At 64.1% G+C, this 15,028-nt stretch carries 9 protein-coding genes; 4 read left to right on the top strand and 5 right to left on the bottom strand.

What is annotated here, in order from left to right; all coding sequences use genetic code 11:
* Positions 1-16 precede the first annotated feature (16 nt).
* A complete protein-coding gene (locus P9272_RS14320; RefSeq protein WP_278161033.1) occupies positions 17-3,805 on the bottom strand; it encodes a vitamin B12-dependent ribonucleotide reductase in 3,789 nt (1,262 codons plus the stop codon).
* A 710-nt stretch (positions 3,806-4,515) separates the two neighbouring features.
* On the opposite strand from P9272_RS14320, the gene gltX reads away from it, so the two are divergent.
* Positions 4,516-5,889, top strand: a complete 1,374-nt coding sequence (gltX, locus tag P9272_RS14315; RefSeq protein WP_278161032.1) for a glutamate--tRNA ligase — start codon at positions 4,516-4,518, stop codon at positions 5,887-5,889.
* Here gltX and P9272_RS14310 read toward each other — a convergent pair.
* The 3 genes from P9272_RS14310 to P9272_RS14300 form a co-directional block, all read right to left on the bottom strand.
* A complete protein-coding gene (locus P9272_RS14310; protein ID WP_278161031.1) occupies positions 5,807-7,051 on the bottom strand; it encodes a DUF2865 domain-containing protein in 1,245 nt (414 codons plus the stop codon). The two genes, gltX and P9272_RS14310, sit on opposite strands and share 83 nt — an antisense overlap.
* Positions 7,052-7,163: 112 nt before the next feature.
* Positions 7,164-9,488 carry an NADP-dependent malic enzyme gene (locus tag P9272_RS14305; protein ID WP_278161030.1) on the bottom strand — a complete coding sequence of 775 codons (2,325 nt, stop codon included), beginning with the start codon at positions 9,486-9,488 and terminating at the stop codon, positions 7,164-7,166.
* 162 nt (positions 9,489-9,650) lie between these two features.
* Positions 9,651-10,430: an SDR family oxidoreductase gene (locus tag P9272_RS14300; protein ID WP_128257205.1), complete on the bottom strand. Its 780-nt coding sequence runs from the start codon at positions 10,428-10,430 to the stop codon at positions 9,651-9,653.
* Between the two features lie 122 nt (positions 10,431-10,552).
* Between P9272_RS14300 and P9272_RS14295 the strand changes: the two genes are divergently transcribed.
* The gene (locus tag P9272_RS14295) at positions 10,553-11,383 is read left to right on the top strand and encodes a UDP-2,3-diacylglucosamine diphosphatase (RefSeq protein ID WP_128257204.1); all 831 of its coding nucleotides are present in this window, start codon (positions 10,553-10,555) and stop codon (positions 11,381-11,383) included.
* Positions 11,384-11,594: 211 nt separating this feature from the next.
* Positions 11,595-12,809, top strand: coding sequence for an MFS transporter (locus P9272_RS14290; RefSeq protein WP_278161029.1), 1,215 nt, complete (start codon positions 11,595-11,597; stop codon positions 12,807-12,809).
* Here P9272_RS14290 and dgcA read toward each other — a convergent pair.
* Positions 12,780-13,763 carry an N-acetyl-D-Glu racemase DgcA gene (gene dgcA, locus P9272_RS14285; protein WP_278161028.1) on the bottom strand — a complete coding sequence of 328 codons (984 nt, stop codon included), beginning with the start codon at positions 13,761-13,763 and terminating at the stop codon, positions 12,780-12,782. The two genes, P9272_RS14290 and dgcA, sit on opposite strands and share 30 nt — an antisense overlap.
* 77 nt (positions 13,764-13,840) lie before the next feature.
* Here dgcA and P9272_RS14280 point away from each other — a divergent pair, with 77 nt between their 5' ends.
* A complete protein-coding gene (locus P9272_RS14280) occupies positions 13,841-15,028 on the top strand; it encodes an ABC transporter permease (RefSeq protein ID WP_278161027.1) in 1,188 nt (395 codons plus the stop codon).

The raw sequence follows: 15,028 nt of genomic DNA, 5'->3' as shown, positions 1-15,028 counted from the left end.
TTAGGGGCTCAGTTTCTCAGCTGCACCCGCTCGTCGAGCCACACGTGTCGCACTTCTCGCAGGTGCCGTTCCGTACCATGGTGAAGTTGTGGCACTCCGAGCATTCGTTGCCGGTGTAGCCTTGCAGCAGCGACTGCTGGCGGCGGGTGGCGGCGAGCTTCTTCGCCTCGGCCGCCTCGTTGGCTGCGGCGTCGGTGAAGAGAGCCTCGGCGCCGCCGGCGGCTTCGGCTTCCTCTTCCACCATGTCTTCGGCCAGTTCCCTGGCGCGCTCCTCATAGTCGCGCTTGTAGGCGAGGGCCTCGTCGCTGGCCGGCTTCAGCGCCAGCACGTTGGAGCCGGCGAAGGCGGTCGGCGCTGCGCGGGCAGGGGTGATGGTAGCGGGAGAGGGACTTGAACCCCCGCCGAAGCCCTTGGGTTCGCTGCCGATGCCCGAGACCAGCTTCACCGGCGAGGCGCCGCGATAGAGGCCCTTGGAGAAGGGCGTCGCCTTGCCTTCGGTGATGCCGCGGCCGAGCGCCGTCTTGTCGAAATCCGACTGGTCGACATGGGCGAGGTCGTGGCGGCCGAGATAGGAGACGGCGAGCTCGCGGAACACGTAGTCGAGGATCGACGTCGCGTTCTTGATCGCGTCGTTACCCTGCACCATGCCGGCCGGCTCGAACTTGGTGAAGGTGAAGGCCTCGACATATTCGTCGAGCGGCACGCCATATTGCAGGCCGAGCGAGATGGCGATGGCGAAGTTGTTCATCATCGCACGGAAGGCAGCGCCTTCCTTGTGCATGTCGATGAAGATCTCGCCCAGACGACCATCGTCGAACTCGCCGGTGCGGAGGTACACCTTGTGGCCGCCCACGACCGCCTTCTGGGTGTAGCCCTTGCGGCGGTTCGGCAGTTTTTCGCGGTCGCGGTAGAGGCGCTCGATGACGCGCTCGACGATCTTTTCGGTCACCTGCACGGCACGCTGCGCGGCGGGTGCGGCGACCAATTGCTCGACCGCCTCGTCCTCATCCTCCTCGCCATCGGCGAGCAGCGAGGCATTGAGCGGCTGCGACAGCTTCGAGCCGTCGCGATAGAGCGCATTGGCCTTCAGCGCCAGCTTCCAGGACAGCATGTAGGCGTTCTTGGCATCCTCAACCGTCGCCTCGTTCGGCATGTTGATGGTCTTGGAGATGGCGCCCGAGATGAAGGGTTGGGCCGCCGCCATCATCAGGATGTGGCTCTGGATCGAGAGCGAGCGCTTGCCGATCTTGCCGCAGGGGCTGGCGCAGTCGAACACCGGCAGGTGCTCGGCCTTGAGGAAGGGCGCGCCTTCGAGGGTCATGGCACCGCAGACATGGATGTTGGCGGCGTCGATGTCCTTCTTGGAGAAGCCAAGCGCCGGCAGCATCTCGAAGGCGAAGTCGCCGAGCTGCTCGTCGGTAAAGCCGAGCGTCTCCTTCACCCAGTCGGCGCCGAGCGTCCACTGGTTGAACACGAACTTGATGTCGAAGGCCGACTTCAGCGCCGCGTTCAGCGCCGCGATCTTCTCATCGGTGAAGCCCTTGGCCTTGAGCGTCGACGGATTGATGCCGGGCGCCTGGTTGAGATTGCCGTGGCCGACCGCATAGGCCTCGATCTCGGCGATCTGGCTTTCGGAATAACCCAGCGTGCGCAACGCTTCCGGCACGGCGCGGTTGATGATCTTGAAGTAGCCGCCGCCGGCGAGCTTCTTGAACTTCACCAGCGCGAAATCGGGCTCGATGCCGGTGGTGTCGCAATCCATGACGAGGCCGATCGTGCCGGTCGGCGCGATCACGGTCGCCTGCGCGTTGCGGTAGCCGTGCTCCTCGCCTAGCTCGATGGCGCGGTCCCAGGCAGCGCGGGCATGCTCGGCCAAAGCCGGCTGCTTCAGGTCGGAAGCGACGAGGGGCACCGGGTTGACGGCGAGTTTTTCGTAGCCGTCCTTGTCGCCATAGGCGGCGCGGCGATGGTTGCGCATGACGCGCAACATGTTCTGGGCGTTGCGGTCATAGTCCGGGAAGGCGCCAAGCTCGGAAGCCATCTCGGCCGAGGTCGAGTAGGCGACGCCGGTCATGATCGCGGTGAGCGCGGCGCAGATCGCGCGGCCCTCGTCGGAGTCGTAGGGAATGCCCGAGGTCATCAGCAGGCCGCCGATATTGGCGTAGCCAAGGCCAAGCGTGCGGTAGTCGTAGGAGAGCTTGGCGATCTCCTTGGACGGGAACTGCGCCATCATCACCGAGATTTCGAGCACGACGGTCCACAGGCGAACGGTGTGCTCGTAAGCGGCGATGTCGATCGTGCCGTCTTCCCTGCGGTAGGGCAGGAGGTTGATCGAGGCGAGGTTGCAGGCCGTATCATCGAGGAACATGTATTCCGAGCACGGGTTGGAGGCCCGGATCGCACCGGCGGAAGCGCAGGTGTGCCAGTCGTTCATCGTCGTGTTGAAGTGCAGGCCCGGATCGGCCGACGCCCAGGCGGCGTAACCGATCTTTTCCCACAGATCGCGCGCCTTCAGCGTCTTCAGCACCTTGCCATCCTTGCGGGCGGTGAGTTGCCAGTCGCCATCGGCCTCAACGGCGCGCAGGAAATTGTCCTTCAGCGACACCGAGTTGTTGGAGTTCTGGCCGGAGACGGTGAGATAGGCATCCGAATCCCAGTCGGTGTCGTAGGTGTTGAACGACATCGAGGTATAGCCTTGTTTGGCGAACTGGATGACGCGGTAGATGTAGTTCTCCGGTACGGCGTCCTTCTTGGCCGCCTTGATCTCGCGCTTCAGCGCGGTGTTCAGCGCCGGGTCGAAGCAGTCGTCCCCATTGCCTTCGCAATTGACGCAGGCCTTCATGATGGCTTCGAGGTGCTTCTTGACGATCTTCGAGCCGGTCACCAGCGAGGCGACCTTCTGCTCCTCATTGACCTTCCAGTCGATGAACTGCTCGATGTCGGGGTGGTCGGCGTCGACGATGACCATCTTGGCGGCGCGGCGCGTCGTCCCGCCCGACTTGATGGCGCCGGCGGCGCGGTCGCCGATCTTAAGGAAGCTCATCAGGCCGGAGGAGCGGCCGCCGCCGGAAAGCTTCTCACCTTCGCCGCGCAGCATCGAGAAGTTCGAGCCGGTGCCGGAACCGTATTTGAACAGGCGCGCCTCGCGCACCCACAAATCCATGATGCCGCCCTCGTTGACGAGGTCGTCCTGCACGCTCTGGATGAAGCAGGCATGCGGCTGCGGATGCTCATAGGCCGACTTCGACTTGGTCAGCTTGCCGGTGAAGGGGTCGACATAGAAGTGACCCTGGCTCGGACCGTCGATGCCATAGGCCCAGTGCAGGCCGGTGTTGAACCATTGCGGCGAGTTCGGCGCGACGCGCTGGGTGGCGAGCATATAGGCAAGCTCGTCGCGGAAGGCGCGCGCGTCCTCTTCCGACTTGAAGTAGCCGCCCTTCCAGCCCCAATAGGTCCAGGTGCCGGAGAGGCGATCGAAGACCTGGCGGGCGTCGGTTTCCGAACCGTAGCGCTCGGCCTCGGGCAATTTGGCGAGCTCGGCCTCGTCGGCGATCGAGCGCCACAGGAAGGAGGGAACGTCGTTCTCCTCGACTTTCTTCAGCCGCGCCGGCACGCCGGCCTTGCGGAAATACTTCTGGGCCAGGATATCGGCCGCGACCTGGCTGAACTGCGCCGGTACATCGATGTTGTCGAGGCGGAACACCACCGAGCCGTCGGGATTCTTGATCTCCGACAGGGCCTTGCGGAATTCGATCTCCGCATAGGCTGATTGCTCTGGCTTGGTGAAGCGACGCTCGATGCGCATTGGTCCGGTCCCTTTGTGTCTATATATAGCGCCTTTCCCCGGGGATTTCTGCCCCACATGGCGAAAAGCGCAGTCCGCCGTTTGCCGGCATGCGAGCAGCGCCGGCATTCTCCTTGTCGCAGGCGCCGGCATGCAGGCAGCAGAACGCTTTCCCAGGCATTTGCCCGGGCTGCAGGCCGACCCTTGCGGGTCCCTAAACTGAAACTTTTGTCGATTCCCTCCGTGGAGGGAAGTTCACACTATCTAGCGTCAAGCCTGCCTGCAAACACTAAATATAGTGTTAACAGATCATTTTTGCCAGGCCGACAATTCTCCCTTTCGCCCACCCAAACCCCAATGAACCCAACGCTTCCGCCGGCCTCGTGAACAGGCGGAAATTCGGGCAAAACGCACAAAATCCGGGAAAAAAGACCGGCCTCGAAACTCTCCGGTCACGCCCGCAACAGGAGCGCATGGCCTATAAAAAGCGACTCGTTCCGACCCGTCAAGGATTCGTTTTTGTAGGTTTTGTGACCCCAACATCTTGTGTGTCACATATGTGGATAACGGGGACATGCGGAGCCCAGGTCCTCGGGCACTTGACGCGTTTATCGGGCTGCCGCGAAGCGTGTTGGACCAGCGGCTTTTCATTTCAGCTGGCTTGCACTATCTGTTGCGTTTGCGCGGGGGCGCGCCTTGTCAACACCAAAAGCATCCGCTACGCCCCGCTCATGACAGTCACCGTCCGTTTCGCCCCATCGCCGACCGGCCGCATCCATATCGGCAATGCCCGCACGGCCCTGTTCAACTGGCTTTTCGCCATGAACAACAAGGGCCGTTTCATCCAGCGCTTCGACGACACGGACATTGCCCGCTCGAAGCAGGAATATGCCGACTCCATCCTTTACGACCTGCATTGGCTGGGCATCTTCCCGGATGTCACCGAGTATCAGTCGCGCCGCTTCGAGATCTATGACGCGGCGGTTGAGCGGCTGAAGGCGGCGCGGGTGCTCTATGCCTGCTACGAGACGCCGGAAGAGCTCGATCTGCGCCGCAAGGTGCGCCGCACGCGCGGCTTGCCGCCGGTCTATGGCCGCGAGGCGCTGACGCTGACGCCGGAGCAGGTTGCCGAGTACCAGTCTGACGGCCGCAAGCCGCATTGGCGCTTCCTGCTGCCCAATTTCACCAGCGATCCGCTGCAGCCGGAGCGCACGGACGTGCACTGGAACGACCTGGTGCGCGGCGAGGAGACGGTCGATCTCGCCTCGCTGTCGGACCCTGTCTTAGTGCGCGAGGACGGCACTTATCTCTACACGCTCCCTTCGGTGGTCGATGATATCGAGATGGGCGTCAGCCACGTCATCCGCGGCGACGATCATGTCACCAACACCGGCGTGCAGATCGCCATCTTCAAGGCGCTCGGCGCCGAGCCGCCGCTCTTTGGTCACCACAATCTGCTCACCACGACCATGGGCGAGGGGCTGTCGAAGCGTAGCGGCGCGCTGTCGATCGAGAGCCTGCGCGAGGACGGCATCGAGCCGATGGCGGTCGCATCGCTGGCGGTGCTGGTCGGCACCTCGGAGAATGTCACGGCGGCGCACGATCTCAATGAGCTTGCCGGCCATTTCGACCCAGCGGCGACGTCCAAATCCGCCTCCAAGTTCGACCCGGACGAGCTCCTCGTGCTCAATCGCGCGCTGATGCATCATATGACGTTCGAGGAAGCGCGCGACCGGCTGATGGTGCTGGGCATTTCCGGCGACAAGGCCGAGCCGTTCTGGCTGGCGGTGCGCGGCAACCTTGACCGCCTGTCGGACGCGGTCGGCTGGTGGCGCATCCTGAGCGAAGGCCCGCAGGAGCCGGCCGAGTTTTCCGGCGAGGACCGCGACTTCCTCAATCAGGCGTTCGAACTGCTGCCGGAGGAGCCGTGGAACGGCACGGTCTGGAAGGACTGGACCGGCAAGATCAGGGAAGCCACAGGGCGCAAGGGCAAGCCGCTGTTCATGCCGCTGAGACTGGCGCTCACCGGGCGGATTTCGGGGCCGGAGCTTTCAGATCTATTGCCGCTGATGGGTCGGGAAGGAACGCTGGCCCGACGACCCTGACCTTGCGCTGATCCGGCGGTAGCGCCGAGACCGGCGACACCGGCACCTTCGTGGTCAGCCGCTTGATCGCGTCCAGGTCGAGTCCGCCTTCTGCATTGGCGAGTGTTTCGGGATCGGCGCCGGGATCGGGCTTGTTCGCCGGCGCCGGGATGAAGGGCGCTGCCCCGCCTTCCGACTGCGACTGTTCGGGATTGGCCGGCGGATTGCCGCCGATGATCGTGAAATTGCCGTTTCCGGCCTGCGCGTTGCATCCGCAACTCGGCGGCCGCGAATAATTGGCCTGCTTGTAAAGATAGGCGGTCGGCAGCTCGCTATAAGGCTGGCCGGTGACCGAGGAGGTCATCGAGCCTGAGTCATCGTCCATTCCACGTGAATAGAAGACCTGCATCTCGGTGCCCGGGCAGCTCGATTCGCAGTTCTTCTGGTCGCGTTCGAAATCGCCGACGGAGGCGGCGTTGGACATCGGATAAAAATAGCCGTCGCAGGTGCGCACGCACATGGTATGGAACTCGCCGCCCAACCTTGGCAGGTCCATGCCGTCCGGCTGGTTGATGACGCGGCGGATGTTGCGCACGCTCGGATCATCAAGCGGCACGTCCGACGCATCCGGCATGTCGGGGGCATCGGGCGTTTCGAGCTGCTCGCCCTGGCGGCCGAAAAGCTGCTCGAAAAGCTTGCCGCCGCCATTGTCGCGGGAAGCCTCCTGAAGCGGCGCGCGTCGGGGGGCGATCTCGTCGTCGCGACAGTTATTGGCATCGAGCGCAGCGAGGATGCGGCCGCGGTCGCGCCGCGTGCTACCGGCGGCAAGTCGCTCGCGCTTTGCCTGAAGCGCGTCGAGATTGGCGTTCATGCGCTCTATCGAGGCGTTGATCGCCGCGCACCGGCTCACATTGCGCGAAAACAGCGTGAAGCCGCAGCCGGCATCGCTTGCCCGGCCGCGGGCCCTGGCAAGCTGCTCGCGCTGGCGAGCGATCGCGTCGTCATATTTGCGGACGAGGCCCGGTCCGCCGCCACCACCGCGCGTTGCGGCGAGGTCGGCTTCGAGCTGGCGGCACGTGCGCGAATCTGCCTGGGAGTCCGTGACGGCGACGGCCGACACTGCGAGCGCTGCAAGCAGCGGCAGCGGCACTAGGAGAGCCAGCTTCGACCTCGCGCCTTTCATCTGAACCCTAAATCGCTCGACGACCCGAAGCTACGCCGCGGTGGTTAACTGACTATGCCAGAGTCGCCACGAGTGCGCCTAAGGGGAATTCGGCGAGAAGCCTCCATGCCCTTCAACCCGCATCGACCAGCGCCTGCGCCTTGTGTGCCGCCTCGACGACGGCCAAAGCGGTCATGTTGACGACGCCGCGCGAGGTCACCGACGGGGTCAATATATGCGCGGGCTTGTCGGTGCCGAGCAGGATCGGTCCGACATGCAGCGCGTCCATCATGGCGCCGAGCGCCGTCAGCGTGATATTGGCCGAATCGAGGTTCGGGAAGACCAGCAGATTGGCCTCGCCCTTCAGCCTGGAATGCGGATAGACGCGCTGGCGCAGATGTTCCGAAAGCGCCGTATCGGCATGCATCTCGCCGTCGCATTCAAGGCAGGGCGCGATGCGCGCCAGGATCGCCGCGGCTTGCCGCATCTTGAATGCGCTCGGCGCGTCGCGCGAACCGAAATCCGAGAAGGAGAGAAGGGCGGCTTTGGGTTCCATGCCGAAACGCCTGATTTCCTCGGCCGCCAGAACGGTCATCTCGGCGATCTCCTCGGCCGTGGGATCGATGGAGACGTAGGTGTCGGTGAGAAAGATGATGCCTCGCTGGGAAATCAGCATGGAGAGTGCCGACAGATCGCGGTCCTTGACGCCGGCGCGCGCCCCGATGATCAGCGAGACATTGCGCAAATGCCGCTCGAAGCGGCCTTCGAGCCCGCATATCATGGCATCCGCATCGCCACGCTTCAGCGCGAGGGCCGCGATCACCGTATTGTTGGTGCGCACCATGGTGCGGGCGGCTTCCGTGGTCACGCCGCGCCGGCCGGCGAGCTCGATCAAAAGGTCGACATAGTGGCGGTAGCGCGGATCGTCTTCGGGATTGATCAACGCGAAATCGACGCCAGGACGAATGCGCAGGCCATAGCGCTTCAAACGGACTTCGACGACGTGTGGGCGGCCTATCAAGGTCGGTTCCGCGATGCCTTCCTCCAGCACCACCTGCGCGGCGCGCAGCACGCGCTCATCCTCGCCGTCGGCATAGATGACGCGCTTGGCGCTTGAAGCTTTGGCGGAGGAAAACACCGGCTTCATCACCAGGCCGGAACGGAAGACGAAGCGGTTGAGCTTGTCGATATAGGCGGCGAAATCGCTGATTGGCCGTGTCGCGACGCCGGTGTCGCAGGCGGCCTTCGCCACCGCCGGCGCAATGCGCAGGATAAGGCGGGGATCGAAGGGCGAGGGGATCAGGAAATCAGGCCCAAACATCGGCGTCTCACCGGAATAGGCGCGCGCCGCGATATCCGACGGCTCATCGCGGGCAAGGGCGGCGATCGCCCGCACCGCGGCCATTTTCATCTCCTCATTGATGGCGCTGGCGCCGCAATCGAGCGCGCCGCGGAAGATATAAGGAAAGCACAGCACGTTGTTGACTTGATTGGGAAAATCCGAGCGCCCGGTGCAGATCATGGCGTCCGGCCGGGCGGCCCGCGCCAGCTCCGGCATGATCTCGGGATTGGGGTTGGCCAAAGCCAGGATCAGCGGCTTCGGCGCCATGTGCTGCAGGAGCTCGGGCTTCAGCACGCCCGCGGCGGAGAGGCCGAGGAAGACGTCGGCGCCGGAAATCACATCGGCCAGCGCGCGCGCCTCGGTGTCCTTCACATAGGGGTCTTTCCAGCGATCCATCTCCTCGACGCGGCCCCTGTAGGCGACGCCGAAACGGTCGGTGACCCAGATGTTTTCCACCTTGGCGCCGAGCGAGACCAAAAGGTTGAGGCAGGCAAGCGCGGCGGCGCCCGCGCCGGAGGTGACGATCTTGATGTCGGAAATCGCCTTGCCGGCCAGTTCCAGCCCGTTGAGCACCGCCGCGGCGACAATGATCGCCGTGCCATGCTGATCATCGTGGAAGACCGGAATGCCCATGCGGGCCTTCAGCCGCTCCTCGACCTCGAAGCATTCCGGCGCCTTGATGTCCTCGAGATTGATGCCGCCGAAAGTCGGCTCGAGCGCGGCCACGGTCTCGACCATGCGGTCGATCTCCGGCGCGTCGATCTCGATGTCGAAGACGTCGATGCCGGCGAATTTCTTGAACAGCACCGCCTTGCCTTCCATCACCGGCTTGGAGGCGAGGGGGCCGATATTGCCAAGTCCAAGCACGGCGGAGCCGTTGGAAACGACGCCGACGAGATTGGCCCGCGCAGTGTAGTCGGCGGCGGTCGCCGGATCGTCGCGGATCTCGAGGCAGGGCGCCGCCACGCCCGGCGAATAGGCAAGCGCCAGGTCGCGCTGGTTGCCGAGCGGCTTCGTCGCTTGGATCTCGAGCTTTCCCGGCTTGGGGTGCTTGTGGAAGAAGAGGGCGGCCTCGTCGAGGTCCGACCGGGCCGTTTTCTTGTTTTCGCCGTCCATTCCGGCCCTCCCTATGCTGTCTGCTCTGACGCTTTCTAGCACGCGGCGACAAGTGTTCGCGACGGCAAATCGCTGCCTCCGGCCTTCATAGTGCCGGAGCGAAATAATCGATCGAATCCAGCCGGTTGGCCGGTGAACCTCAAGCCTTTGGATTGGCGGCGGTCAGAACGCGCTGACGTAGAGGCCGCCGTCGACCGGGATGTTCTGGCCAGTTAGGTAGCCGGCATGGACCGAGCACAGGAAGGCGCAGATCTGGCCGAATTCCTCCGGCGTGCCGAGACGTTTCGCCGGCACGTCGGCGCTGATGCGGGCCTTGCGAGCGGCGGCCGCGGCCGGGTCTTCCGGAGTGCCGGCCTCATGCGGGCCGCGCAGCCGGTCGGTGTCGAGCTTGCCGGGCAGCAGGCTGTTGATTGTGACGTTGCGATCGATCACCGTGCGCGCCACACCCGCCAGGAACGAGGTCAGGCCGGCGCGCGCGCCGGACGACAGGTCGAGGCCGGGGATCGGCACATAGACCGACAGCGAGGTGATGTTGACGATACGGCCGAAGCCGCGCCTAGCCATTCCGTCGATGACCGCCTGGATGAGCTCGATGGGCGTGACCATGTTCTGCGTCACGCCCTCAAGGATTTTCGTGCGATCAAGCTCGCGGAAATCGCGCAGCGGCGGGCCGCCATTGTTGTTGACCAGGATATCCGGATCGGGGCAGGCGGCAAGCAGCGCCTTCTGCACCTCGGGCTTTGACACGTCGCCGGGCACTTCGATCACCTTGACACCGAACTTTTCGCGAATCTCGGCGGCGGTCTTGGCAAGAAGCTCGGCGTTGCGTCCGTTGACGACGAGGTCGGCACCGGCTTCGGCCAGCGCCATGGCGCAACCCTTTCCAAGTCCCTTGCTCGAGGCGCAGACGATAGCCTTCTTGCCGCGAATGCCGAGATCCATGGTGATTTTCTCCTGATGCTTTGGCGGCGCCAAGCTAGCGCCTGGGCTGGATCAATCGCAACCGTCATACGGTTGTTGCATGAATCGGGGCATAGGCACGCGAAAGCAAAGGGTAAATCGCGATGTCAGCCCCAGAGCCCCGCACCTTCCGCGCCCTGTTCATTTCCGACGTGCATCTCGGCTCGAAAGCGGCCAAGGCCGATTTCCTGATCGACTTCCTGCGCTATCACGACGCCGAGATCATCTATCTGGTCGGCGATATCGTCGACGGCTGGCGGCTGCGGCGCAGCTGGCACTGGCCGCAGAGCCACAACGACGTCGTGCAGAAGCTGCTGCGCAAGGCGCGCAAGGGCGCCTCGATCACCTATATCGCCGGCAACCACGATGAATTCGCCCGCCAGTTCCAGGGCGTGCATTTCGGCGGCATCGTCGTCGCCGACCGCGCCATCCACGAGACCGCCGACGGCCGGCGCCTGCTGGTCATCCATGGCGACCAGTTCGACACGGTGGTGCACAACCAGCGCTGGCTCGCCTATCTCGGCGACTATGCCTATGACGCGGCGATGCTGATCAACCGGGTTGTGACCAAGCTGCGCCACCTTCTCGGCCTGCCTTACTGGTCGTTCTCGTCCTGGGCCAAGGTCAAGGTGAAGAAGGCGGTCAATTTCATTGGATCGTTCCAGACCGTGCTTTCCGAGGAAGCGCGACGCTCGCATGTCGACGGCGTGATCTGCGGCCATATCCATCATGCCGCCATCGAGAGCTATGGCGAGGTGCAGTACATCAACACCGGCGACTGGGTGGAAAGCTGCACGGCGGTGGTCGAGCATTTCGACGGCCGGATGGAGATTCTGACCTGGGCGCATGTGCTGCCCGAGTCCTCGGCCGGCAAGGATGTGCTGGTTCCGGTCGACATTATCGACCTCAAGGGCAGGGCGGCGCGAGCGGCCTGAAAGCGCCTGCCTGTCAGGGAGTCGCCCGGGTTCGAGCGCCTCGTCCCGAGTTGTTCACCAGGGCCGAAGCGCAGCATATTCCGTGCCGGGCGTGGCCTTCAACAGCTTTGCCGCCAATCGATTAGTCCAGACAGTTCCGCCCTGGCTTGCCGCATGTTAGGGATCGGGACGCGTTGCAGGCCTCTCGAGTGCAACGCAATTGGATCGATTCATGTCGCTGCCGCCGCTCCCGCCCGAACAACGCGTCAAGCCCAGCCATTTCGAACTGCGCATCAGCCTGATCTTCGCGACGTTGTTCGTGTCGCAGGGCACGCACCTGCCTTATTTTCCGCTCTGGCTGCAGGCTAAAGGCTTTCATGCCGAGCAGATCGCGGTGATCCTGGCGGCGCCGATGTTCCTGCGCGTGGTGACGACACCGATGCTGACGGCGCTTGCCGACCGGGCGAAGGACCGCGCCAATGTCTACATCGCGCTAGTCGCAGCCTCGATGGTCATTTCGGCCGGCTATTTCCTGCCGGCCACCTACGCGATCGTGCTTGCCGTGTCGCTCTTGCTGACGATCGCCTGGACGCCGCATTCGCCGATGGCGGATTCGCTGGCGCTGTCGGGCGTGCGGCGCTTCGGCTCCAACTATACGGGGATGCGCAAATGGGGTTCGATATCCTATCTCTGCGCCAATATCGCGGGCGGATTCATCCTTGCGGCCACCGGCCCGCAGGCGGTTCCGGTGATCATCTTCGTGGCGCTCGGCGCGGCGCTGGTCGCGGCGCTGGTGGCGCCGCGCATGGGGCGGCCGCGCAAGGCCTCGCCACTGTCGGCCACCGAGATCCAGCATAAGGCCCCCAGCCTCTTCAACGCCTATTTCCTCTATTTCACCCTCGGGGTCGGCGTCATCACCGCCAGCCACGCCTTCCTTTACGGTTTCGTGTCGATCTACTGGAAGTCGATCGGCATCGGCGATTCCATCGTCGGCCTTCTATGGGCCTGGGGTGTGGTGTCGGAAGTCTGTATGTTCTTGTTTTTCAACCGAGTTTTTTCTTCGGTCTCGGTGGTGAAGGTGATGTTGATCGCCGGCGTCGGCTCGATCGTGCGCTGGATCGCCTTTCCGCTCGTCTGGCCGCTCGGGCTTGGCGTCGCCGGCTTCTTCCTTGTCCAGTCGCTGCATTCGGTCTCCGTCGCCATGGTGCTGATCGGCCTGCAGAAGATGATCGGCGAGACGATTTCCGAGGAGCGCACGGGCGCCGCGCAAGGCATAGCCTATTTCTTCAACGGCTTCTTCATGGCGGCGGTGACGCTCGCTTCCGGCCCCCTTTACGACCGCTTGGGCGTCGACGGTTTCTGGGCGATGATCCCGATCGCGATCATCGGCATGGGGCTGATCGGTCTTGCCGCACGCTCAACCCCAAAGCTCCCTGTCAGGGGGTGAAACCAGCGATCCCTGGTAGACGAGGCCGGGCTCGCGGTCGCGTGCGAGAAGCAGCGGGCCGTCGAGGTCGACGAAGTCGGCATCCTGCGCCAGCAAGACCGCCGGCGCCATGGCGAGTGAGGTGCCGACCATGCAGCCCACCATGATCTCGAAGCCGAGATCGCGGGCACGGTCGCGCAATCTCAACGCCTCCGTCAGGCCGCCGGATTTGTCGAGCTTGATGTTGACGGCGTCGTATAGACCGACAAGCGCGTCGAGGTCCTTCGCCGCGTGCACGCTTTCGTCGGCGCAGATCGGCACAGGATGCGCTATCCGGCGCAGGATGTCGTCCTTGCCCGCCGGCAGCGGCTGCTCGACGAGCGCAATGCCATGCTGCGCGGCGAAGGCAAGGTTCGCCTCAATAGTCTCGTCCACCCAGCCCTCATTGGCATCTAGGATGATGCGGCTGTTGGGGGCGGCCTCCGTCACCGCGCGGATCCGCGCCATGTCGTTGTCGCCGCCGATCTTGACCTTGAGCAAGGGCCGCGCGGCGTTGGCGCGTGCTTGCGCCGCCATGGCTTCCGGTTCGGCAAGCGACAGCGTGTAGGCGGTTTCGAGCGGCTTGGCTGAAACAGCGCCGATCGCTGTCGCCACGGGCGTCCCGGTCAGCTTGGCTTCCAGGTCCCAAAGGGCGCAGTCGATGGCGTTTCGCGCGGCGCCCGCGGGCATGGCATCAAGCAGCGCGGTCCTGCCTAGTCCGCCGGCGATTTGGTCGCGCATCGCCTCGATGGCGGCGCATACGCCCTCCATGGTCTCGCCGTAGCGCTTGTAAGGCACGCACTCGCCGCGTCCGGAACGTCCCCCGTCAGCAATCGTTACGGTGATGACTTCGGCCTCGGTTTTGGATCCGCGTGAGATGGTGAAGGTGCCGGCGATCGGAAATCGCTCCATTTCGACCGAAATGACACGCGCCATAATTTTCTTCTCCGGCTGCGCGACACCGGTCTGCCGGCAAATCGACACGCCAGTCCCGTCACGCTAAACAGGACGCCATGTTGACCATCCGCAAACGCGACGCAAGCGGCGAGGCCGCCAGGGACGCCGAGCACCAGCCACGCGTTGCCGTGGGCGAGGAAGGTGGTGTGCTGGGTTGCGCCTTTTCCGGCGTTTGGACGACACGCACCGTCGCTACGATCGATGCCGACATGCGCCAGATCGAGCAGAGAAGCGGCGCGAAACAGCTGATGCTCGACCTTTCCCACATCGAAAAGATGGACACTGCCGGCGCCTGGCTGATCGACCGGCTGGCCAGCGCCTTCGAGAAGAAAGGCGTCGAGGTCCATTTGCAGGGGCAGAGCGAGGTCGCGTCGATCCTGCTCGGCGCGGTCGGCGACGCGGTCCGGCGGGAGCCCGAATCGAGCCCGTCCGGGCCACCCAATATCATCCTGCGCGCGCTGGAGCTGGTTGGCCGGCGGGTCTACGAGATGCGCGACGATTTCTTCGCCTCGATGAACATCCTCGGCGCCACGATCCGCGGCGCGCAGATGAAGCTCGGGCGCGGTCACGCGGTCAATCCGGCCGCGATCTTCAACCAGATCGATCGCATGGGCGTCGGCGCAATCCCGGTGGTGACGCTGATGTCGGCTATCGTCGGCGCCATCGTGGCGCAGCAGGGCGCCTATCAGCTCAGCTATTTCGGTGCCAATATCTTCGTCGTCGACCTCGTCGGCGTGCTGATCCTGCGCGAGCTCGGCGTGCTGATGACCGCGATCATGCTTGCCGGCCGTTCGGGCAGCGCCATCACGGCCGAGATCGGCTCGATGAAGATGCGCGAGGAAGTCGACGCGCTGAAGGTGATCGGCCTCAATCCTATCGGCGTGCTGGTCTTTCCGCGGCTCGTCGCGCTGGTGATCGGGCTGCCTTGCCTCACCATAATCGCCAATTTTGCAGCGCTTGCCGGCGGCATCGTCGCCGCCTGGCTCTATTCCGACATCCCGCCGGCCGCGTTCATCGACAGGCTGCGCGTAGCCATCGATCTCAGCACCATCTTCGCCGGGCTGATCAAGGCGCCGTTCATGGCCCTGATCATCGGCATCATTGCTTCTGTCGAGGGCATGAAAGTCGGCGGCAGCGCCGAATCGCTCGGCCTGCACGTCACCGCTTCGGTCGTGAAGTCGATCTTCATCGTCATCATCCTCGACGGTCTCTTCGCCATGTTCTACGCAGCGATCGGCTTCTGA

It is taken from the genome of Mesorhizobium sp. WSM4976 (genome assembly GCF_029625685.1).
Lineage (GTDB): Bacteria > Pseudomonadota > Alphaproteobacteria > Rhizobiales > Rhizobiaceae > Mesorhizobium.
The sequence above is the reverse complement of the archived record's forward strand: the minus strand, read 5'-3'. Positions and strand labels throughout refer to the sequence as shown.

Bases quoted from the DNA above. Each gene is read 5' to 3' on its own strand.
- P9272_RS14320 (WP_278161033.1), bottom strand. From the start codon at position 3,805: ATGCGCATCGAGCGTCGCTTCACCAAGCCAGAGCAATCAGCCTATGCG.
- gltX (WP_278161032.1), top strand. From the start codon at position 4,516: ATGACAGTCACCGTCCGTTTCGCCCCATCGCCGACCGGCCGCATCCAT.
- P9272_RS14310 (WP_278161031.1), bottom strand. From the start codon at position 7,051: ATGAAAGGCGCGAGGTCGAAGCTGGCTCTCCTAGTGCCGCTGCCGCTG.
- P9272_RS14305 (WP_278161030.1), bottom strand. From the start codon at position 9,488: ATGGACGGCGAAAACAAGAAAACGGCCCGGTCGGACCTCGACGAGGCC.
- P9272_RS14300 (WP_128257205.1), bottom strand. From the start codon at position 10,430: ATGGATCTCGGCATTCGCGGCAAGAAGGCTATCGTCTGCGCCTCGAGC.
- P9272_RS14295 (WP_128257204.1), top strand. From the start codon at position 10,553: ATGTCAGCCCCAGAGCCCCGCACCTTCCGCGCCCTGTTCATTTCCGAC.
- P9272_RS14290 (WP_278161029.1), top strand. From the start codon at position 11,595: ATGTCGCTGCCGCCGCTCCCGCCCGAACAACGCGTCAAGCCCAGCCAT.
- dgcA (WP_278161028.1), bottom strand. From the start codon at position 13,763: ATGGCGCGTGTCATTTCGGTCGAAATGGAGCGATTTCCGATCGCCGGC.
- P9272_RS14280 (WP_278161027.1), top strand. From the start codon at position 13,841: ATGTTGACCATCCGCAAACGCGACGCAAGCGGCGAGGCCGCCAGGGAC.